General features: G+C 70.7%; 17 protein-coding genes. 5 read left to right on the forward strand and 12 right to left on the reverse strand.

Features of this window, described 5'->3' with window-relative positions:
* Positions 1-125: 125 nt before the first annotated feature.
* From ACXIZN_RS07675 to ACXIZN_RS07690, 4 genes are all read left to right on the forward strand, one after another.
* The gene (locus tag ACXIZN_RS07675; protein WP_457953256.1) at positions 126-4,028 is read left to right on the forward strand and encodes a Pls/PosA family non-ribosomal peptide synthetase; all 3,903 of its coding nucleotides are present in this window, start codon (positions 126-128) and stop codon (positions 4,026-4,028) included.
* Between the two features lie 20 nt (positions 4,029-4,048).
* Entirely contained in the window at positions 4,049-5,455 is a 1,407-nt protein-coding gene (locus ACXIZN_RS07680) for a M1 family metallopeptidase (protein WP_457953257.1), read from the forward strand.
* Positions 5,456-5,664: 209 nt separating this feature from the next.
* Positions 5,665-6,651 (forward strand): hypothetical protein, encoded by a 987-nt coding sequence (locus ACXIZN_RS07685; protein WP_457953258.1) that lies wholly within the window; start codon positions 5,665-5,667, stop codon positions 6,649-6,651.
* A gap of 74 nt (positions 6,652-6,725) precedes the next feature.
* Positions 6,726-7,016 carry a hypothetical protein gene (locus ACXIZN_RS07690; protein WP_457953259.1) on the forward strand — a complete coding sequence of 97 codons (291 nt, stop codon included), beginning with the start codon at positions 6,726-6,728 and terminating at the stop codon, positions 7,014-7,016.
* On the opposite strand, the gene ACXIZN_RS07695 is transcribed toward ACXIZN_RS07690, so the two are convergent.
* Genes ACXIZN_RS07695 through ACXIZN_RS07735 form a run of 9 tightly spaced genes read right to left on the reverse strand, consistent with a single transcriptional unit; the run spans position 7,013 to position 15,951 of the window.
* Complete coding sequence (locus tag ACXIZN_RS07695; protein ID WP_457953260.1) at positions 7,013-8,200, reverse strand: acyltransferase domain-containing protein; 1,188 nt, start codon at positions 8,198-8,200, stop codon at positions 7,013-7,015. The genes ACXIZN_RS07690 and ACXIZN_RS07695 overlap by 4 nt on opposite strands.
* Before the next feature lie 19 nt (positions 8,201-8,219).
* Positions 8,220-9,836, reverse strand: coding sequence for a (2,3-dihydroxybenzoyl)adenylate synthase (locus tag ACXIZN_RS07700; protein WP_457953261.1), 1,617 nt, complete (start codon positions 9,834-9,836; stop codon positions 8,220-8,222).
* 5 nt (positions 9,837-9,841) lie between these two features.
* A complete protein-coding gene (locus tag ACXIZN_RS07705) occupies positions 9,842-10,099 on the reverse strand; it encodes an acyl carrier protein (protein ID WP_457953262.1) in 258 nt (85 codons plus the stop codon).
* 41 nt (positions 10,100-10,140) lie between these two features.
* Complete coding sequence (locus ACXIZN_RS07710; protein ID WP_457953263.1) at positions 10,141-11,067, reverse strand: beta-ketoacyl synthase N-terminal-like domain-containing protein; 927 nt, start codon at positions 11,065-11,067, stop codon at positions 10,141-10,143.
* Positions 11,064-12,191 (reverse strand): beta-ketoacyl synthase N-terminal-like domain-containing protein, encoded by a 1,128-nt coding sequence (locus ACXIZN_RS07715; protein ID WP_457953264.1) that lies wholly within the window; start codon positions 12,189-12,191, stop codon positions 11,064-11,066. The genes ACXIZN_RS07710 and ACXIZN_RS07715 overlap by 4 nt, the downstream gene beginning before the upstream one ends.
* Before the next feature lie 25 nt (positions 12,192-12,216).
* On the reverse strand, positions 12,217-13,359 hold the full coding sequence (gene solA / locus ACXIZN_RS07720; RefSeq protein ID WP_457953265.1) for an N-methyl-L-tryptophan oxidase: 1,143 nt from the start codon (positions 13,357-13,359) through the stop codon (positions 12,217-12,219).
* Positions 13,352-14,413 (reverse strand): LLM class flavin-dependent oxidoreductase, encoded by a 1,062-nt coding sequence (locus ACXIZN_RS07725; protein ID WP_457953266.1) that lies wholly within the window; start codon positions 14,411-14,413, stop codon positions 13,352-13,354. The genes solA and ACXIZN_RS07725 overlap by 8 nt, the downstream gene beginning before the upstream one ends.
* A 31-nt stretch (positions 14,414-14,444) precedes the next feature.
* The gene (locus ACXIZN_RS07730) at positions 14,445-14,642 is read right to left on the reverse strand and encodes a tautomerase family protein (RefSeq protein ID WP_457953267.1); all 198 of its coding nucleotides are present in this window, start codon (positions 14,640-14,642) and stop codon (positions 14,445-14,447) included.
* 37 nt (positions 14,643-14,679) lie between these two features.
* Positions 14,680-15,951 (reverse strand): DegT/DnrJ/EryC1/StrS family aminotransferase, encoded by a 1,272-nt coding sequence (locus ACXIZN_RS07735; protein WP_457953268.1) that lies wholly within the window; start codon positions 15,949-15,951, stop codon positions 14,680-14,682.
* A 272-nt stretch (positions 15,952-16,223) separates the two neighbouring features.
* Between ACXIZN_RS07735 and ACXIZN_RS07740 the strand changes: the two genes are divergently transcribed.
* The gene (locus ACXIZN_RS07740) at positions 16,224-17,219 is read left to right on the forward strand and encodes an ABC transporter substrate-binding protein (RefSeq protein WP_457953269.1); all 996 of its coding nucleotides are present in this window, start codon (positions 16,224-16,226) and stop codon (positions 17,217-17,219) included.
* An 8-nt stretch (positions 17,220-17,227) separates the two neighbouring features.
* Here the strand turns inward: ACXIZN_RS07740 and ACXIZN_RS07745 are convergent, their stop codons facing one another.
* Genes ACXIZN_RS07745 through ACXIZN_RS07755 form a run of 3 tightly spaced genes read right to left on the reverse strand, consistent with a single transcriptional unit; the run spans position 17,228 to position 20,510 of the window.
* A complete protein-coding gene (locus ACXIZN_RS07745) occupies positions 17,228-18,895 on the reverse strand; it encodes an MFS transporter (protein WP_457953270.1) in 1,668 nt (555 codons plus the stop codon).
* Positions 18,892-19,098 carry a hypothetical protein gene (locus tag ACXIZN_RS07750; protein WP_257485901.1) on the reverse strand — a complete coding sequence of 69 codons (207 nt, stop codon included), beginning with the start codon at positions 19,096-19,098 and terminating at the stop codon, positions 18,892-18,894. Before ACXIZN_RS07750 ends, ACXIZN_RS07745 begins: the two co-directional genes overlap by 4 nt.
* Complete coding sequence (locus tag ACXIZN_RS07755; RefSeq protein WP_457960475.1) at positions 19,095-20,510, reverse strand: amidase; 1,416 nt, start codon at positions 20,508-20,510, stop codon at positions 19,095-19,097. Before ACXIZN_RS07755 ends, ACXIZN_RS07750 begins: the two co-directional genes overlap by 4 nt.
* Between the last annotated feature and the right edge of the window lie 311 nt (positions 20,511-20,821).

The following is a 20,821-nucleotide window of genomic DNA, read 5'->3' on the forward strand; positions in this document are numbered from 1 at the left end:
CGGTAAAGTCATAGGTCTGCTAGCGGGCGCCTCATTCGGAGAGCGAGCCCGAATGACGCACTTCGCGAAAGGTGTGTGATGGGCTTGAGCGCCCATGGTTCCGTCCTGCCCGTGGTGACCGCCCGATGACACTGACCGCCGATTCCCGGCCGATCGCCTGTGTCGCCGACGTCACCGTCGCTCCCTCGCCCGCCCCCGTCGCCGACCGGGCCCTCTTCTGGTCCGGTCTCGGAGCCGGTGAGCGCACCTTGCTCGACATCCTCGCCGAGACCGCCGCCCGCCACCCCAACGCGGGTGCGATCGACGACGGCGAGACCACGCTGTCCTACCGCAAGCTCGTCGAGGAGATCGACGCCTACGGCCGCAAGCTGACCGCCAACGGGGTCGGCGTCGGCGACCGGGTCGGCGTCCGGATCTCCTCCGGCACCGCGGAACTCTACGTCGCGATCCTCGCCATCCTGTCCGTCGGCGCCGCCTACGTGCCGGTCGACGCGGACGACCCGGACGAGCGCGCCGAGCTGGTCTTCGGCGAGGCCGACGTCGCCGCCGTCGTCTCCGATGGCGGCGCGATCACCGTCGTGGGTTCGCCAGGTGGCGTCGAAGGCGTCCCCGCGCCGACCGACGACGCCTGGATCATCTTCACCTCCGGCTCGACCGGAAAGCCGAAGGGTGTCGCGGTTTCGCACGCCTCGGCCGCCGCGTTCGTCGACGCCGAAGCACAGCTGTTCCTCACCGAGGAGCCGATCGGCCCCGGTGACCGCGTGCTCGCGGGCCTGTCCGTCGCGTTCGACGCGTCATGTGAAGAGATGTGGCTCGCCTGGCGTCACGGCGCCTGCCTGGTCCCGGCGCCGCGTTCGCTCGTGCGCACCGGCGTCGACCTCGGCCCGTGGCTGGTCGCGCAGGGCATCACCGTCGTCTCGACCGTGCCGACGCTGGCCGCGCTGTGGCCCGCCGACGCGCTGGAAGACGTCCGCCTGCTGATCTTCGGCGGCGAAGCGTGCCCGCCGGAACTGGCCGAACGCGTCGCCGTCGAAGGCCGCGAAGTCTGGAACACCTACGGCCCGACCGAGGCCACCGTCGTCGCCTGCGCCGCGCAGATGACCGGCGAAGGCCCGGTCCGCATCGGCCTGCCGCTGGTGGGTTGGCAGCTCGCCGTCGTCAACGAGGCGGGTGAGCCGGTCGCGATGGGGGAGACCGGCGAACTGGTCATCGGCGGCGTCGGCCTGGCCCGCTACCTGGACCCGGAGAAGGACGCCGAGAAGTTCGCGCCGCTGCCCTCGCTGGGCTGGCGCCGCGCGTACCGCAGCGGTGACATGGTCCGCGCCGAAGCCGAGGGGCTGCTGTTCCTCGGCCGTCTCGACGAGCAGGTCAAGCTCGGCGGCCGCCGGATCGAGCTCGGCGAGGTCGACGCCGCGCTCCAGGCGCTTCCCGGAGTGCAGGGCGCCGCTGCCGCGGTCCGCCGCACCAAGGCGGGAAACCAGGTGCTCGTCGGGTACGTCGTGCCCGCCGAAGGCGTCGAGTTCGACCACGACGAGGCCGCGACCCGGCTGCGCGAGCAACTGCCCGCCGCGCTCGTCCCGCTGCTGGCGCTGATCGACGACCTGCCGACGCGCACCTCCGGCAAGGTCGACCGCAACGCGCTGCCCTGGCCGCTGTCCACTGTGGACGCCGCGAAATCCGGCCTGTCCCCGACGGAGAGCTGGCTCGCCGAAGGCTGGGCGGAGATCCTGGGCGTCTCGGTCGACAACCCGAAGGCCGACTTCTTCACCAACGGCGGCGGAAGCCTGACCGCCGCGCAGCTGATCGCGCGGATCCGCACCCGTCACCCGCAGGTGTCGGTGAGCGACATCTACGCCAACCCGAAGCTCGGCGCGCTCGCCTCGATGCTGGACGCGCTGAGCGGCGAGAAGACCGAACGCCGCGACATCGCGCCCACCCCGCGCAAGGCCGGGATCATCCAGTCGCTGCTGATGATCCCGCTGATGGGCCTGGTCGGCCTGCGCTGGACGACCATCGCGGCGACGCTGTCGAACGTGCTGGCGCTGGCCGGTTTCGCCTGGGCGCCGACGCTGCACTGGGCGTGGATCGCCGCCGCCTGGATCGCGTTGTTCAGCCCGGCGGGCCGGATCGCGATCTCCGCCACCGGCTCGCGGCTGCTGCTGCGCGGGGTCCGCCCCGGCAGTTACCCGCGCGGCGGGAGTGTCCACTTGCGACTGTGGACGGCGGAGAAGCTCGCCGAGTTCAGCGGCGCGGACAGTGTCGCGGGCGCTTCCTGGATGACGACGTACGCCAAGGCTCTCGGCGCGCGGATCGCGAAGGACGTCGATCTGCACTCCCCGCCGCCCGTCACCGGCATGCTGAAACTCGGCCGCGGCGCCGCCATCGAACCCGAGGTCGACCTGACCGGGCACTGGGTGGACGGCGATCTCGTGCACATCGGCAAGATCCGGATCGGCGCCGACGCGCGGATCGGCGCGCGCAGCACGCTTTTCCCCGGCGCGCGGATCGGCAAGGGCGCGGAGATCGCGGCCGGGTCGACCGTCCGCGGCAACGTGCCGGCCGGGCAGCGCTGGGCCGGTGCCCCCGCCGCCCGTGCCACGAAGGACTCGCTGAAGTGGCCGTCGAGCCGCCCGCCGCGCTCGCGGTTCTGGGCTTCGGTCTACGGCGCGACTTCGGTCGCTCTCGGTCTTCTGCCCGCTGTCGCCGCGCTTCCGGCGGTCGCGGTGCTCGGTTACGCGATCGCGGGGACGGCTTCGCTGGGCGCCGCGCTCGGCCAGGCGCTGCTGTTCACGCCGCTCGCGACCATCGCGTACTTCCTGTCCTACGCCCTGCTCGTGCTCGCCGGCGTCCGTTCGCTGAGCATCGGCATGGTCGAGGGCTATCACCCCGTGCACGGCCGCGTCGCGTGGCAGGTCTGGGCGACCGAGCGGCTGATGGGCATGGCGCGTGAAGGGCTGTTCCCCTTGTACGCCAGCCTGTTCACCCCGGTGTGGCTCCGGATGCTCGGGGCGAAGGTCGGCCGCAACGTCGAGGCGTCCACCGTTCTCGCGCTGCCGAAGATGACCCAGGTGGACAGTGGCGCGTTCCTCGCGGACGACACCATGGTCGCCACCTACGAACTCGGCCACGGCTGGCTGCACGTCGCGCCGGCGCGGATCGGCAAGCAGGCGTTCCTCGGCAACTCGGGGATGGCCGCGCCGGGGCGTTCGGTGCCGAAACGCGGTCTGGTCGGCGTGCTGTCGTCGGCCCCGCTCAAGGCGAAGAAGGGCTCGTCGTACCTCGGGATGCCGCCGCTGCCGGTCCGCCGGTCGGTCGGCGAGTCCGACACGAGCCGCACGTACACCCCGCCGCCGCGGCTGAAGGCGGCGCGTGCGCTCGTCGAACTGTGCCGCATCGTGCCGGTGATGTGCGGCGTCGCGCTGACCGTGCTGGTGTCCGCCGGGATCTTCGCGCTCGCGTCGTCCTTCGGTTTCGTGGTCGCGGTACTGCTCGGCGGGCCGCTGCTGCTCGCCGCCGGTGCCGTCGCCGCGCTGACCGCCACCGCGATGAAGTGGCTGCTGGTCGGCCGGTTCCGCGCGGTCGACCACCCGCTGTGGAGCTCCTTCGTCTGGCGTAACGAACTCGCCGACACCTTCGTCGAGGCGCTCGCCGTCCCGTGGCTGATCGGCTCGCTCGGCGGCACGCCGCTGCTGCCCGCGTGGCTGCGGACCATGGGCGTCAAGATCGGCCGCGGCGTGTGGCTGGAGACGTACTGGCTGCCCGAGTCGGATCTGGTGCGCCTCGGCGATGGCGCGACGATCAACCGCGGCTGCGTGGTGCAGACGCATCTGTTCCACGACCGGATCATGACGATGTCGCCGGTGACCCTGGACGAGGGGGCGACGCTCGGGCCGCACGGTATCGTGCTGCCTGGCGCGAGCATCGGCGCGCGGACGACCGTCGGACCGGGCTCCCTGGTGACCCGGGGCGACGCGGTTCCCGCCGATTCGCGCTGGCTGGGGAATCCCATCTCGGCCTGGACGAAGTAGGGACTGGGGGTCTTTCGCGGGTGATTTCGAAGGCCTCCGCGCAGCCCTCGCCCGGCGCGGACACCTCCGGCGACTCCTATCTGCCCCGTCACGGTAACGGCGGTTACCGGGTCCGGCACTACGATCTGGAGCTGGACTACAAGATCGGTCCCAACCGGCTGTCGGCCTCCGCGGCCATCACCGCGGAGGCGACGCAGGCGCTGTCGCGGTTCACACTCGACTTCGGCGATTTCCGGATCAACCGGGTACTGGTCAACGGGAAACCGGCCAAGTACCTGCGGCGCGCGCACAAACTGCAGGTGAAGCCGGCGAAGTCGCTGGCGCCCGGCAGCGAGTTCGTGGTCGAGGTCCACTACGTCGGCAACCCGCGGCCCCTTCCCAGGCTGTGGGGCGACATCGGCTGGGACGAACTGACCGACGGTTCGCTCGTCGCGAGCCAGCCGGTCGGGGCGCCGTCGTGGTTCCCGTGCAACGACCACCCGTCGGACAAGGCGACCTACCGCGTCGCGCTGACGACGTCTTCGCCGTACCTCGTGGCCGTCACCGGGAACCTGGTGGCGCGGCACGAGCGCGCGAGCACCACGAAGTGGGTCTTCGAACGTCCCGAACCGACGGCGACGTACCTCATGAGTGTCCAAATAGGACGGTATGACGACGTCGAGCTCGTCTCCGGTCCCCAGCCCGGCTGGTTCTCGCAACCATCCGTCGAGGCGTTCCGGATCAACCTCGACGGCGGCTCGGTGGTCACCTCCGTCCCGCAACGGGCCGCCGTGCCGCCGCGCCTGCGCCGGGCGTTCGCGCGCGATTTCGGGCGGCAGGGCCGGATCATGGACTCGCTGCAACGACTGTTCGGGCCGTACCCCTTCGGCGAGTACGTCGTCGTCGTCACCGACGACGACCTCGACGACCCGATCGAAGCGCAGGGCATGTCGATCTTCGGCGCCAACCACGTCGACGGGCGGCGCACCCACGAACGGCTCGTCGTGCACGAACTGGCACACCAGTGGTTCGGCAACAGCCTGACCGTCGCCGACTGGCGGCACATCTGGCTCAACGAAGGCTTCGCGACCTACGCGGAATGGCTCTGGTCCGAGGAATCCGGCGAGCAGAGCGCGCACGAGTGGGCGAAGACCTGGCACGCGCGGATGAAGGTGAAGCCCGCGGATCTCCGTCTCTCCGACCCCGGCGTGGCGCGGATGTTCGACGAGCGGGTGTACAAACGCGGCGGCCTTCTGCTGCACGCCTTGCGTCGCACCGTCGGCGACGCGGTGTTCTTCCCGATGGTGAAGGCGTGGGCGGTGGAGAACCGGCACGGTCTGGTGACCACCGCGGCTTTCGTGGCGCTTGCCGAACGCTTCGCCGGCCGGTCGCTGGGTTCCTTCTTCGATGCTTGGCTGGACGCTCCGGCGCTGCCTCCGCTTCCCTGACGCGCTTCGCTGGCCCGGTTCGCTTCGCTGCCCGGCCGTCGCTTCGCTGGCTCAACCGTCCTGAAGGGCACCTTTGAGACGATCAACGTCTCGAAGGTGCCCTTCAGGACATCCGGCAGTTGTCCACAGTGGTGCTGATGTGGCGAGTTGTCCACAGGCCGCCGGAAAGGTACTGGCGCCCGGGTGGTCGGGTCGCTGACGATCATGGGGTGAAAATCGGAGAATGGGCCGACGATCCCGAGCGGCTCTACCGGCACAGCCGCGGCGGTGTGATCACCGTCGCGCGGCTCATGGAACTCGGCGTTCCCGCCAGAACGTGCTACCGGCGCTGTCAGCCGGGGCGTCCCTGGCAGCGATTGCTGCCGGGTGTGTTGCTGCTCGGCACGGGCGAGCCCAGCTATCGGCAGCTGGTCGACGCCGCGTTGTCGTACGGCGGCCGGGACGCGGTGGTGACCGGCGCGGCGGGCTGCCGTCGCGCAGGCCTGCGCGCGGTGCCCGCCGGTCCGGCGCGTGTGCATCTCCTGGTCCCGCATGAACACAGAGCTCTCAGTTCCGGCTTCGTGATCGTCGAGCGCACGACACGGATGCCGAGTCCGCTTCTCGAGGACGGCGTCCCGGTGGCCCCGCTCGCGCGAGCCGTGCTCGACTTGTGCCGGAGACTTCGCTCGCCGACGACGGTTTCCGCCTTGCTCACCGAGGCGGTGCAGTCGGGTGGGCTGAGCCCGGCGGCCCTGCTGGAGGAACTCGATGCGGGTAGCAGCCGCGGCACAGCGATCCCGCGAGTGGCACTTCAGCGCATCACTGCCGGGGCTCGGTCGGTCGCGGAGATGGACGCGATGACCGTCTGGCGGCTCTCCGGCCTGCCCGAACCGAGCTGGAACCACGAACTCCGCGACGAAGCCCAACGATATGTCGCCAAGCCCGACGGCTACTTCGAGGAGGCCGGACTGGCCTGGGAGATCGACTCGTACGAATTCCACTTCACGAAACAGGACTACGCGAAGACCTTGGAGCGAAACGCCAGATACGCCGCGGCCGGGATCGCCGTGCTGCAAACCCTGCCCGGCCGGCTCCGGTCGGAACCCGAAGAAGTCGCCAAAGAGCTTCGCGCGGCGCACGAGGCGGCTGCCGCGCGACCTCGGCCACGCGTCCGGGTAGTGCGTCCTGAAGGAGGCCTTCGGGACAGCGCGGCTTAGGAGTGCCCAGGAAATCGGTAGCCGGCGCTCCAACCGGCTGGCTATGGATTTCCGATGCCGAAAGGGGAGTGGTGATGGAGCGGAAAAGCTTGCAGGAGAAGAAGCGGCTCAGTTACGCCCGTGATCGCCGCAACCGCTACGGCGAGAACGACAAGTCGTCCCGTAAGAACATCCCGCGGCACAAGAGGCGCGTGAACCGGGCGAACCGGCACCGTGATCAGCAATTCCTGGATGGTGCCCGAGGCCGGGTGGACATCGAGCGTGCCGCCGCTGCCGAGGAGGGACTCCTAAAAGTCCGGCCTCAGCGCTGGAAGAAATCGCCTGGGGTGGCGCTGGGCCTGCGCGTCGCGCGGGATGAACGCTAGAACCGCACCGGAGCGCCCGCGCAGTGCAGAGCACCGACCTGCGTCCGGAAACGCAGCAGCGCGTCACCTCCCCGGCGGATGCTGGACAGCACCGCCACCTTTCCGGCGCCCGCGTTCTCCCGTAGCGCGTGGGCCAGCAACGGGTGGGGTGAGATCTCGACGAAGGCGCGGTGGCCGTCATCGAGGGCGGCCCGCACCGCGGCGCTGAAGCGGACGGGACGGCGCAGGTTCGCGGTCCAGTAGGCGGCGTCGAAGGCGGCAGCGGATCTCGGGTCGGGGAGGACGGTCGAGTAGACGGGAACCCGTGCGGATCTGGGGCGCAACGCGGACAGTTCGGTGCTCAGGTCGGCCAGGATCGGTTCCACCTGAGGTGAATGCGACGCGACCTCGACCGGGACGAGTTTGGCCATCAGGTCTCTCGCGGCCCAGCGGTCCACCAGCGTGCGCACCCGCTCCCGCCCGCCGGCGACGACCGTCGACGTCGGGCCCGAGTGCGCGGCGACGGTCACTTCGGGCACGTCGGCGAGCTCGGTTTCGACCGTGTCCCACGGTAGGGCGACCATCGCCATCGCGCCGGTGCCGGAGACGCGGCGCAGCAGCCGGGAGCGTCGGCAGATCACCGCCACACCGTCCTCTGTGGACAGTGCGCCCGCGACCACGGCCGCCGCCGTCTCGCCCATGGAGTGGCCGATCACGGCGGCCGGTCCGGCGCCGTGCGCCCGCCAGGCCGCCGCCAGGCCGAGCTGCATGGCGAACAGCGAGGGCTGGACCTGTTCGATCCCTTCCGCTGTCCCGGAAAGCGCGTCGTACAGGGAAAAACCCGCTTCGGCGGAGATCAGCGGCGCCAGGTGATCGATCTCCTCGGCGAAGGCGGGTTCCCCGTCGAGCAGTGTCTTGCCCATCCCGGTCCATTGTGAACCGTGGCCGGAGAACACCCAGACCGCGTTCCCGGCCGAGACCGCCTCGCCGACGGCGGCGCCGGTGGCGGGTTCCCCGTCGGCGACCGCGCGGAGGCGGCCGGTCACCGAGTCCCGGTCCTCTCCGACGACGACGGCACGCCAAGGGCCGTGCCGCCGTCCGGCGAGTTCGGCGGCGAGGGCGGGTAGCGGATCGTGCCGGTCCGCGAGGGTGGCGGCTTCGGCCGCCAGTCCCTCGGGTGACTCGGCCGAGAACGGGAAGAACATCGTTTCCTCCAACCGGGATTCAGCCGAGGTACCGGCGGGCCAGTGCCTTCTTGTCGATTTTGCCGACCGCCGTCGACGGCAGTTCGTCGACGACCGCGACCCGGTCCGGGACCTTGTACGCGGCGACACCGCGGTCACGGAAGAAGGCCTGGAGTGTGCTCGTGGACGGCGGTTCGCCCGAGCACACCAGGAACGCCACCGATCGCTCGCCGAGCACGGTGTCCGCTTCGGGCAGCAAGGCCGCGGACAACACGCCCGGGCAGGCCAGCAGATGGCCTTCGACCTCGGTCGCGTCGATCTTCTGCCCGCCGCGGTTGATCTGGTCCTTCGCCCGGCCGACGACGTTGAGATGACCGGTCGGGAGCCGCTGGACCAGGTCGCCGGTGCGGTAGAAACCGTCCGCGGTGAAGGCCCGCGCGTTGTGCTCGGCGGCGCGGAAATAGCCGCGCAGGGTGTACGGCCCGCGGGTGAGCAGTTCGCCGGTCTCGCCGGGGCCGACCTCGGCGTCGTCCTGGCCGACCACGCGGATCTCGTCGTCCGCGGAGATCGGCCTGCCCTGGGTGGTGTGCACGAGTTCGTCCGGATCGTCGAGCCTGGTCAGGCACAGCAGTCCCTCGGCCATGCCGAACACCTGCTGCAGACGGCAGTCGAAGGTCTTGGTGACCGCGGCCGCCAGGTCGTCGGCGAGCCGGGCGCTGCCGACCTGGAGGACACGGAGGCTCGAAAGATCCGTGTCACCGTGTTCGAACTCCGCGAGCCAGTGCGGCACCAGCGGAGGGTTGATGGCCGCGATCGTGACGCCTTCGCGGGCGATCAGATCGAACGACGTCCGCGCACCTGGAGAGGGAGCGAGCACGACCCGCCCGCCGGCCTGGAGGACACCGAGCATCCCCGGGCAGCTCATCGTGTAGTTGAACGCGATGGGCAGCACGGCGAGGTACACCGAGTCCTCGGTCAGCTCGCAGAGTTCCGCGGCCCGCCGGGAGTTGTAGGCGAAGTCGTCGTGCGTCCGCGGCACCAGCTTCGGCATACCCGTGGTGCCGCCGGAAAGCAGCAGCAGGGCGAGGTCGCCCGCGCCCGGCGGATCGACGGGATCGGGTGCCGGCTCGTTGTCGAGCAGCTCCGCCAGCGAGAGGAAACCGTCGTGTCCGCCGGGGTCCCCGGCGACGATCACGTGCCGGATGCCGGCGTCGGCGCGGACGCGCGCGGCGAGTTCGCGGTAGTCGAACCGGGCGTGCCGATCCGGGATGACGTACGCGACGGCCTCGGCCATCGCCGCCAGGTGCGCGATCTCGTTGCGGCGATGGGCGGGCATCGCGTGGATGGGCACGATCCCGAGCCGCGTCAGCGCGAACCACAGCAGCACGAACTCGGCGCGGTTCGGCAGCTGCACGATCACCTTGTCGCCGCGTTTCAGCCCGAGCCCGGTGAGCCCGGCCGTCAGGCGCCGCACGGCGGTGTCGAGTGCCGCGTAGGTCCACCGGCGGTCGCCGTCGACCAGCGCGACCCGGTCGGCGTACCGGACCGCCCAGCCGGCGAGCTGTTCACCGAAGGTCTCGCCCTGCCAGTGGCCGACGCCGCGGTATCGACGGGCGTCCTCTTCGGGCCACCCCGGCCAGTCCCCGTTCTGTGGCATCCCGCTCAGCCCTTCTGCCCGGCGAGGACCAGCTGGTGGATCTCGCCGAGCGTCTCCACCTCGCTGATCGCCGCGTCGCCCACCCGGATGCCGTAGCGCTGCAGGATCCGCGCCGCGACTTCGAGCAGCAGGAGCGAATCGACGCCGAGGTCTTCGACGAGGTTCGCCTCGTCGGTCACCTCCGCGGGCTCGACCTCCAGTACCCGGGCCACCAGCGTCCGCAGGTCTTCCAGTTCCGGCTCGATCAGCTTGTTCGCGGTCATGAAGGCCCCTTCTTTCGTCTGTGTTCCCCGATTTCGGTCGTTCACGGCTGTTCCGCGCCCGGTCCGGCGAACGCCATCGCGGCCGCCGCCGCACCCGGCAGGCCGCAGGACACGGCGAGCGCGCTGCCTCCGCCGCCGTCGATGCGCGCGCTCGCGGCGGCGCACTGCAGGACGCCGAGCGCCCCCGACTGACGTCCGGCCCAAGCCGAAAGGTCGAGCACCTCACCCGGCCGGATCCCCGGCTCTGCCAGTGTCGCGACGGTTTCGCCCGGGACGGCCGAGGCCGCCGCCCGCGCGGTCCCGGCCCGCCGGTACTCGCCGAGCACGAGCCGGACGCGGGCACCGCGACGGCGGGCCGCCCCGGCGGATTCGAGCACGACCGCGGCGGCCGCGTCGGGCCAGTTCGCCTCGCCGTTGTCGGCGAGAAGCTTTCGTACATAACGGTTGTCGGGTTCGACACCGGTGACGACGACCGCGTCCGCCCGGTCGTGCCGGATCAGCCGCCGCGCCCACTGCAAGGCGTCGAGGCCGCTGGTCGGCCCGTTCGACAGCGTCAGGTTCGGCGCGCGCAGCCCGTGGTCGATGGCGACCCAGCCCGCGGACACGTTGCTGGAGGTGTTCGGCAGCCCGGTCGGCGGCAGCAGGCTCGCGGACTCTTCGGCGATCGTGTCCAGGAACGAGCAGATGCTGTCCAGATTCCCGGTGTTCGTGCTGACCACGGTCGCCGTCCGGAGCGATTCCCCGCGATACGAACCGTCCTCGCCGAGCAGCCCCGCGTCGCCCAGCGCCGTGGTGGCCGCGCGGGAAGCCAGCCGTGAGGCCCGGTCGCGGTGCCGGAGCCGCCTGCCGCGCAACCCGGTCTCCGGATCGAAACCGTCCTCGTGGCGCCGGTACGGCTCCAGCAGGTCGGCAGGCCCGCGCAGACCGTCGACGGCGATCCCCGTCCCGGTCACGACCACGGCGGTCACGACGCCGCCTCCAGGATCGCCACGGCGTTGATCCCGCTGAGCCCGAAGGCGTCGACCTGCGCGATCCGGAACTCGCCGTCGCGCGGTTCGCCGCGGACGAGGTCCAGCCCCTCGGCCTCGTCCATCGGCTCGGCCAGCCCGAGGATCGGTGGTGCCAGCCGTTTCCGCAGGGAGATCGCGGCGACGATCAGGCTCAGCAGCCCGGAGCCGCCCAGTGTGTGCCCGGTGGACGCCTTGATCGCGGTGAGCGCCGGTTTCGCGCCGGCGAACACGTCGTGCAGCATCCCGGTCTCGACCAGGTCGTTGCGAACGGTTCCGGTGCCGTGCAACACGATCAGGTCGATCTGGTCCGGGCCGATCCCGGCGCGGTCGTGCGCCTGCCGCACCACCCTCGCGACGCTGCCCGGCTCCGGCACCGTCGGATGGTCGGCGTCGCAGTTGAGCGCGACCGACCGGAGCCGGGCCGCGACCGGCCCGCCGTGCCCCGGTCTGCGGAGCACCACCGCCGACGCGCCCTCGCCCATCATCATCCCGTGCCGTTCCTTCGCGAAGGGCCGCACCTCGCCCGGTACGCCGCTCTGGACCCGGTCGAAGATGCCGAAGGTGGCTTCGGTCAGGCCGTCGGTCCCGGCCACGACGACGGTGTCGTATTCGCCGTCCGCGATCAGGTCGGCCGCCAGGCCGAGTACGGTCAGCGATGCCGCGCAGGCGTTCGCGAAGGTATGCGTTTCCACCGTGCCGAACCGTTCGCGGATCGCCGTGCCGAAATGCAGGTCGGCGAAATCCGCGGCCGCTTCGCCGCGCCACCACAGCTCCATCGTGCGCTGTTCCCGGTGTGTCGTGCCGACCAGTACCGGGCAGTCCTCCGGCAGCTCGGTCAGCCCGGCGCCTTCGAGCGCCTGCGTGATCGCGTCGATCAGCCAGTTCGTCGATCGGCCGGGTTCGTCCTCGCCGGGAGTGGGCCGGTCGTCGATCTCGTAGGCCGTCCGCGACCGGAACTTCGTCGTGTCGTAGACCCGCAGCGGCCCCAGTCCGCTTCTCCCGGCGCACAGCGCGTCGTGGATCGTTTCGGGGTCGCGGCCGATGCTCGAGACGGCGCCGATTCCGCAGATGTCGAGGTCCACGGCTTTCCTCCAGAAGATGCTCGCGTCAGCGGAATCGCTTGACGTCCATGAACGAGAAGTCGAGCCGCGGTTCGTGGCCGGTGGCCAGATCCGCGAGCAGTTCGCCGATCCCGGTGGCGTGTTTGAACCCGTGCGCGTTGTCGCCGCCGGCGACGATCACGTCCGGCGCTTCGGGCAGCGAGCCGAGCACGAACTGCCCGTCCGGGGTGAGCGTCAGCATGCACACCGCCACCCGCGAGGGTTCCGGACGCAGCCCGGGCAGATGACCGGCGAGCACGTCGCGCAACGCCGTCCAGTCGGCCGGGGTCACCGAACGGTCGGTGTCCAGCGGATCGAACGGGACCGCGGTGGCGCCGAACTGCTCCAAGCCGAGTTTGACGTCGTACGGCGGATCCGCGCCGCAGCCCCACAGCACCGTCCCGCCGTCGAGTTCCCGCATGAACACCGGGAACTCCGCCAGCCGGAAGCGGTCGGCGCCGCCGTCGGGCCGGAACCAGGTGACCGGCATCCGCACCACCCGGAGCTCCGGCAAAGGGGTCATGAACGGGAGCCACGATCCGGTCGCCACCACCACGCGCCGCGCCCGCCAGGTCCGTGCGGCGCTGTGCACGAGCACGCCGTCGCCGGTCGGGTGGAACCCGGTGACCTCGGTCCCGGTGAAGACCTGTGCTCCCGCGGTTTCCGCCGCGTCGAGCGCGGCCCTGATCGACTCCTCCGGCCGGAGGAGTCCGGCGGACGGCTCCCAGACGCCGATGTCGTCCGCGGCCAGCGCGGTGTGCTGGGGGAAACGGGCGGCGAGCTGCGCGCGGCCGAGCCGTTCGACCTCGATGCCGTGTTCCTTCGCGGCGGCCAGCGTCCCCCCTGCCACCGCCGAATCCGGCGCGCCGATCAGGAGCCCGCCGTACCGGTGCAGCAGCGGTCTCCCAGCCTGGCGCCCGAGCTTTTCCCACAGTTCGGCGGATCTGCGGGCCAGCGGCACCAGGCCGGGATGCTCCAGGCAGGTGATCCGGAACATCCGGCTGCCGCCGTGTGACGCGCCGAGCGAGTGGCCGCGGCCGTGGCGTTCGACGCCGATCGCCCGGACACCTCGGCTCGCGAGCTGCCACAGGGCCATCGAGCCCCAAGCGCCCAGCCCGACCACGACGACGTCGGCGTCCGGCTCAAGCATCGAAGCGGGGGATCACGCCGGTGGTGAACAGGTCGAGCGCGCGGACCGCGTGCTCGTGGTCGAGATAGCCGGGGTTCAGCTGCACACTCACCGAAAGGTCGCTGCCGAAATTCTCCGCGATCCAGCCGATCTGCCCGGCGACGTCGTCCGGGGTCCCGGCGAGAACCTTGTTCTGCGCCAAAGACTTCTCGAAGTCGTACGCGCGGACCTTCTCGATGAGCTTCTCGTAACCCTGATACGCGCCCGACGTGGTCGACGCCCACGAGGCGATCGCGCCGCTCATCTGCTCGATGTAGTTGTTCTCGAACTTCTCGCCCCAGGCCAGCGCGGTCGCCCGGTCCTCGGCGAGATAGCAGGTGTACTTGATCTGGATCCGGCCGTCCTCGGGGCGTCGTCCCGATGCCGCCCACGCGGTGCGGTAGCCCTCGATCATCTCGGTCAGCGTCTCCTGGCTGACGATCGACGGAACGACCTGGAGGTGATGGCCGGCGGCGCCCGCGGCGGCGCACGACTCCGGATTCGAGGCGGAGGCGACGAAGAAGGGCGGATACGGCTGCTGCACCGGCCGGGGCAGCAGCGTCACGGGGCCGAAGCTGTGGAACTCACCCTCGATCTTGACGTCCACTTCGGACAGAAGACGGCGGCAGGCGTCGACACCTTCGTCGAAGCGGCGCCGGCTTTCGTCCATCGGGACGCCGAACCAGTCGAACTCGTCCGGCAGGAAGCCGCGGCCGAATCCGGCGTCCAGCCGCCCGCCGGAGAGGTTGTCCAGCATGGCGAGTTTGCCCGCCAGCTTGAGCGGATGGAGGAACGCGGGGATCACCGCGCCGGTCGTGATCCGGATCCGTTCGGTCCTCGCCGCGATCGCGGCGAGCAGTGTCACCGGGTCGGGACTGTAGCCACCGTAAGGGGATCCGTGGTGCTCGACGGTCTGGACGTGTTCGAGCCCCGCGCGATCGGCCCGTTCGGCCAGATCGATGACTTCGCGGTAGTAGTCACCCGCCGTTTTGCGGTCGGGGGAGAAGACGGGGAAGAAGTTCAAGCCGAATTTCACCAGTACTCCCAGCTGTTCGGAAGGGTGCCGGTCAGGAAGGCCGTGGCGCGGCGGGTTTTCCGCCGAGGCCCCAGCGGTGTGCGGGTACCGGGTCCAGTACCACCCACACGTGTTCACGGATGTCTTCGCCGTAGGTTCCGGTCACCGCGTCGGTGATCGCGGCGATCAGTTTCGGCTCGGTCTCTTCGGTGAGACGGCTTTCCAGGATCTGGACATGGATGTAGGGCATGACGGAACTCGCTCCGATCTTTTCGGGCGGGATCAGCTCAGCTGTGGCTCAGCACGGCTCGCCTGCCGAAGACCTCGTTGAGGCTGCTCCGGAGCGCGGAACACAGGAGCGCGACCTGGGTGTCGGTCAGATTGGGATGACACGGGAGGTTCACGTGCTCGGAGAACCAGAGCCGTTCCGCTGTCGGGCATTCCCCGGGGCCGTGTCCCCGGGACTGCCATTCCGGCGTGAGGTGCAGGGGGAAGTACCGCAACTGGATCTCGACGCCGCGGCGGTCGAGCGCGCGGATGAGCGCGTGGCGGGCATCATCGCCTTCGGTGACGAAGAAGGTGTAGAGATGGTACGAATGTTCGTCGCCCGGATCGACGAAAGGCAGCCGGATCTGCGGGTAGCCACCGAGCACTTCGTCGAGTTTGGCCGCGATCACGCGCCGCCTTCGTACCAGCGACGGCAGTTTCCGCAGCTGAACGGTGCCGACGGCGCAGGCGACCTCGGAAAGCGTCGCGTTCGTTCCGGCGCCGTGGATCCCGGCGACCGATTCCCGGTACACCGCTTCGGAGAATTTCATCCAGGGCAGGGTTTCCGGCGGGGAACCGAGGATCCCGCTGACCGGGCCGGCGACCATGTCGACCTCGTTCGACCGGATCCGGTCCACCCGGACGGCCCAGTCGTCGCGGTCGAAGGTGATCATGCCGCCTTCGCCGAGGGTGGTGATGTTCTTGGAGGAATGGAAACTGAACGTGCCGATGTCGCCGAGGGAACCGGGCCGCCGTCCGCGATAGGCCGATCCGAGCGCGTGCGCGCAGTCTTCGAGCACCAGTACGTCGTTCCGCGCCGCGATCGCGCAGATCTTCGCCATATCGGCCGGGTTCCCGCCGTAGTGCACGAGGATGATCGCCCTGGTCCGCGGGGTGATCAACGCCTCCAGCTTGCCGGGATCGAGGTTGAGCGTCCCGGGATCGATGTCACAGAACCGGACGATCGCGGGCGAATCCAGCAGCGGCTGGATCGACGCCTGGAACGTCTGGGTGGTCGCGATCACCTCGTCGCCTGGCTGGAGGTCGAGCAGCCGGATGGCGATCTCCAGCGCGACCGTGCCGCTGGTCACCGACAACGCGTGACGAGACCCGGTGTACGCGGCGAACTGGGCTTCGAACCGGTCTCGCCACGGCCCCGCGGTCAACGCGAGATCGTTCTGCAGAACCGTTCTGAGCACTGCGAAATCTTCTTCGTCGACAACGGATCCCCGTCGTGCGGAAGGAATCTGATATCGGGGCTTGGTACTTTCGGCGGCCTCGTTCACTTGCACCCCCAAGTGCGTGGATGACGAACGTCGAAAACATGCAGCCGCCGAAGCCCGGAACCCGACCGTCGCTGCATCGGCTCGAACAGTGAGCCTTTCGCAAGGGAAGCACGCCCGATTGCGGGCAGGATTCAACCTAACAGCAGACGTATGACTAGCGCAACAACCGATGTTTTGGCAGCCTTACCTAAGTAGGTCGCGCTTGCCCGTCGCTTCGGTGCCGCGTCGGTGTGATCCGGGAAACCTCCGTTCAGTGTCCGACTTCGTGGAGTGCGCAGATGCAGGTGAAGGACCTATCCGGCAGGCCGGGCCGTCGTGTCTTCCTGGCGGGTGCGGCCGGTTTCGTACTCGCCGGATGCGCGCCCGGAAGGGCGGGCGACACCGCCCCATCGGGCGGGTTTTCGGTGACACTGGAAGGAAAGCTCGGTCCCACGGTGCTGGATCGCTTGCCCTCCAGGGTGATCGCCCTCGGTTTCGGGCAGGACGCCGACGCCGCCGTGGCGCTCGGTGTCGTCCCGGTGGCCATGCAGGAGGGAACGTCGACACCGGACAGGATCCAGCCGTGGATCGCGCCACGGCTCGGCGCCGCCCGCCCCGAACTGGTACGGGCGGGACCGGACCGCCCACTGGAACACTTCGCCGCCCTGCGGCCGGATCTCTTCCTCGCCGTCGGCGACTACTACCTCGAAACCGGTTACCAGCGGCTCGCCGAGATCGCGCCCGTGCTGGGCTACGTCGCCGGGCCGAATCTCGATCCGTGGCAGGAGACCACCCGGCGGATCGGCCGGGCGCTCGGCAAGGAGCCCGCGGCGGAACAGCTGATCAGCGGCACGCTGGACAAGATCACCACGGCCAGGGACACCGCGCGACTCGCGGGGAGGACGTTCAGCTGCAGCTCGGTGAGCGGCGGGGGACAGGTATACACCAAGAACACGCCGGAGGACGTGCTGGCGGTTTCGTTGGCGCAGTTCGGTTTGCGCCTCTCGGACAAGGTCACGCAGCTGCGCTCCACGACGACGAAGGGAGTCGCCGCGGTCGGCCCGGAGCGGCTCGACCTGCTCGACGCGGACATCATGCTGGTCAGCTACGAATCGGTCCAGCAGCGGCAGGCGTTCGAGGCCGAGCCGCTTTTCGCGCGGCTTCCCGCGGTACGCCGGGGTTCCTATCTGCCGATCGATAAGGCCGAAGCGCAAGCACTGGCGTTCCCGTCGGCGCTCGCCCTCGCGTACACCGCCGAGCGGATCGTGCCGCGGCTCGCCGCGGCGGCACGATGACGCGCGGCTCACGAACCCGCCTGCCCGACGACGACGTCGTGCCGCACCGGCGTGTCGTCGGCCACGATCCGCCCGACCGACGGCTGATGGCTGGGCGCGGTGCAGATGACCAGATGCGGCCCCGGTGCCGTTGGCGCCGCGTGATACCAGCCGGTCTCGTCGGTGACGGTGCGGACGACGCGGCCGCCGTCCGGATTCACCAGCAGCACCACCGCGCCGGGCACCGGGTCGCCGTCGAGTCCCCGGACCCGGCCGGTGGCGGCCGCGAGCCGTTCCGCGGTCCGCGGCGGCAGGACGAGCATGCCGACGACGGCCGCGGCTGCCACGCAGCCCGCCGAGACGGCGAACGCGAAGGCGTACCCGTGCGCGAGTCCTTCGTGTTCCGAAGACCCGCCGCCGGCGGCGGCCGCGGCGATCGTGGTCAGCACGGCCAAACCGATCGCGCCGCTGGTCTGCCGCACGGTGTTGAGCACGGCGGCGGCCACCCCGCCCGAGGTGGTGGGCACGCCGCTGGTCGCCGCCACCGTCAACGGGGTGAACGCCGACGCGGTACCGAAACCGAAGACCACGCTCGGCAGGACGATCATCGCCACGGAGGAACCGTCAGTGCCCAGCGAGGCCGCCACTCCGGCGAGACCGGCCGCCCCGAGGAGGCAGCCCAGCGCGGCCGCGCGACGGGCACCGAGCCGGATGGTGAGCGGGCCGGCGGCCTTGGCGCCGGCGAACATCGCCAGCCCGGCGGGCAGGAAACCGAGCCCGGCGGCGAGCGGGCCTGCCCCGTGCACGTACTGCAGGGCGAACGAGATCAGCACGGGAGCACCGAAGAAACCCAGGCCCAGCAGGAACATCACCAGATTCGCCCCACGGACCGCGCGATGCCGGAACAGGCTCAGCGGTACCAGCGGAGCCGCCGCCCAGCGCGCCTGGTGCACCAGGAAGAGCCCGCACAACAGGATTCCCGCGACCAGCGGGCCGGACACTTCCGGCGCGTTCCAGCTCATCGTCTCGGACTCCATCACCGCGTACACGACACCGGTCAGCCCGGCCGTCGCCAGGGCGGCGCCGACGACGTCCAGGCGATACGCCGGGCCTGGCCGGGACCCGCCGGGCAGCAAGGCCAAGGTGCCGGCGACCGCGACGAGCCCCAAGGGCACGTTGACGAAGAAGACCCAGCGCCAGCCCGCGAACTCGGTCAGGAGGCCACCGGTCAGCGGGCCCGACGCGGCGCCGACGGCACCGATCGCGCTCCACGTGCTCAGCGCGCGGGCACGCCTCGGCCCCGCCGGGAAGGTGTCGGTGAGCAGGGACAACGTCGCGGGCATCAGCAGCGCGCCGCCGACGCCCTGACCGGCGCGCGCGGCCAGCAGGAGCGCCGGATCCGCGGCCAGCCCGGCGAGGAGGCTCGCCCCCGCGAACAGGCCCATCCCGGCGAGCAGCACCCGGCGCCGTCCGAAGACGTCCGCGCACCGGCCGCCGAGCAGCAGACAGCCCGCGAACGCGAGCGTGTACGCGTTGACCGCCCACGGCAGCGTCGCGGTGGAGAAGCCGAGATCGGCGCGGATCCGGGGCAGGGTGACCGAGACGATCGTGGCGTCCAGCACCACCACGAACGAACCGAGGCAGGCCAGCGCGAGCACCAGGTGGTCGCGACGGCGGGCGGGAGAAGACGTGTTCATGAAACCTTTCCTGTTCCTGCCGCGGCTTCGTCGCCCGTCCGGAAGCCGAGGACGGGCAGCGCGTGGCGAGCCGCGGGGAGGTCGTACAAAGCGTCGATCGCGGCCCGCTGCCAGGAATAGCGCGCGGCCAGCCCGGCGATCTCGGGTTCGGTGGCGGGCAGGGTCGCGGCCGCGAGCAGAACGCGGATCTCCGGCTCGCTCATGCCGGCTCCGGCGGGGTCCGCAGATGCCAGCCGGTGGCCGTCTGGAAGGCGTCGCCCGCTTCCAGCAGTTCCGTTTCGCCGTGCACCGGTCCGGCCAGCTGCAGCGACAGCGGCAGACCGTCGGCGGTGAACCCCATGGGCAGCGCCAAGACGGGATTGGCGAGCCCGTTCCAGTACGGCGTGTGGATGACGCCGAAGAGCTCCTCGTTCTCCGGTAGCCCGGCGGGGGAGAGCAGCGACTCGAACCGGGGCGCGCCGACGGACGCCGTCGGGCAGACGACGAGGTCCACTTCGGTGAAGAGCTCGTCGACCGCTCGCTGCGCGACCCGCCGCACGCGCTGGGCCTGGACGTAGTCGGCGCCGGTGACGAGCGCGCCGGTGGCCAGCAGGCCGCGGGTCCCGCGGCTGAAGTCGAGCCACCGATGGCACAGTTCCGCGCGGTGGTGGGCGAGCGCCTCGCTGGCGACGGTCACCAGGACGGCCGTCACCAGCTCGGCCGGATACGGCAGCGTGACCTCGCTCAGCCGCGCGCCGAGCCCGGCCAGCACCGCGAGCGCCTCGGCGAAGACGCCGTCCAACGCGGGATCGCGGCCGGGCGGGAAGTGGTGGTCGCGGACGACACCGATCCGCAGCCCGGTGAGATCACCACGGAACACGGGGCGCGGTACCGGCCGGGCCGCGGAGTCGGGATCGGCCGGATCCGGCCCGGCGAGCACCTCGAGCACCGCCGCGCAGTCCCGTACGGAACGGGCCAGCGGGCCGATCCGGTCGAGGCTGTAGCCCAGCGGCACGCAACCGGTCCTCGGCACCCGGCCGTACCCGGGCATGAGGCCGGTGACCCCGCAGAACGCCGCGGGCACCCGGATGCTGCCCGCGGTGTCCGAGCCGATCCCGGCGAGGAACATCCCGGTCGCGACGCCGATCCCGGCGCCCGAACTCGAGCCGCCCGCCCAGCGCCCGGTGCGCCACGGATTGCGGGGGATCGGGAAGGGATGCCGCTGTTCCGGCATCCCGCAGGCGAACTCCATGGTGGTCGTCTTGCCGGTGAGCACCGCGCCCGCCGCCTTGAGCCGGGTGGCGACCGTCGCGTCCGTTCCCGCCAGCCAGCCGCGGTCGTGCACGAGGCTCTGCGCCGTCGTCGCGGCTTCGGCGGTGGCGATGATGTCCTTGACGCCGATCGGGATCCCGTGCAGCGGCCCGCGGTCCAGCCCGGCGGCGAGTTCGGCGTCCGCCCGTCTCGCCGCGGTGAACGCGGTCTCGTCGAGGCGGGTGAGATAGGCGCCGTAAACCGCGTCGCCGCGGTCCGCGGCGGCCATCGCCGCCTCGGTCAGGCCGATGCTGGTGACCGTGCCGTCCCGCAGGGCCGCCGCGGTGGCGGTGAGGGTGCGCGGGAGCGGGAACGTGGTGCCGATGTCAGCCTCCGATCCATCAGATGTGGTTAGCCTAACCTTGGCTCCTCAACCCGGGTTGAGGTCAACTCGGGCGAAGCGGACCACCTGTTCGTGTCGCCCATCGGGCAAGCGGATGACTGAACGTCTGATGTTCGACAGAGCAGGTGTTTACTTGCTAGCCTGAACCAGGTTCCGCGCGCGGCCGTCAAGCCGGCGGCCCTGTCCCGCGGACCACCGGTACGAGCGTTTTCCGCCACCGGAGAATCCGGATCCGCCGCCGAAGGGGATCCGCACCCGAACACCACGCCGCGCTGATCGTCGCGCTGCTCGAG

This window comes from Amycolatopsis sp. TRM77291 (assembly GCF_054166285.1).

What these genes read in the sequence shown, in the direction of transcription:
- ACXIZN_RS07675 (WP_457953256.1), top strand. Translation starts at nt 126, where the DNA reads ATGACACTGACCGCCGATTCCCGGCCGATCGCCTGTGTCGCCGACGTC.
- ACXIZN_RS07690 (WP_457953259.1), top strand. Translation starts at nt 6,726, where the DNA reads ATGGAGCGGAAAAGCTTGCAGGAGAAGAAGCGGCTCAGTTACGCCCGT.
- ACXIZN_RS07695 (WP_457953260.1), bottom strand. Translation starts at nt 8,200, where the DNA reads ATGTTCTTCCCGTTCTCGGCCGAGTCACCCGAGGGACTGGCGGCCGAA.
- ACXIZN_RS07700 (WP_457953261.1), bottom strand. Translation starts at nt 9,836, where the DNA reads ATGCCACAGAACGGGGACTGGCCGGGGTGGCCCGAAGAGGACGCCCGT.
- ACXIZN_RS07705 (WP_457953262.1), bottom strand. Translation starts at nt 10,099, where the DNA reads ATGACCGCGAACAAGCTGATCGAGCCGGAACTGGAAGACCTGCGGACG.
- solA (WP_457953265.1), bottom strand. Translation starts at nt 13,359, where the DNA reads ATGCTTGAGCCGGACGCCGACGTCGTCGTGGTCGGGCTGGGCGCTTGG.
- ACXIZN_RS07730 (WP_457953267.1), bottom strand. Translation starts at nt 14,642, where the DNA reads ATGCCCTACATCCATGTCCAGATCCTGGAAAGCCGTCTCACCGAAGAG.
- ACXIZN_RS07740 (WP_457953269.1), top strand. Translation starts at nt 16,224, where the DNA reads ATGCAGGTGAAGGACCTATCCGGCAGGCCGGGCCGTCGTGTCTTCCTG.
- ACXIZN_RS07745 (WP_457953270.1), bottom strand. Translation starts at nt 18,895, where the DNA reads ATGAACACGTCTTCTCCCGCCCGCCGTCGCGACCACCTGGTGCTCGCG.
- ACXIZN_RS07750 (WP_257485901.1), bottom strand. Translation starts at nt 19,098, where the DNA reads ATGAGCGAGCCGGAGATCCGCGTTCTGCTCGCGGCCGCGACCCTGCCC.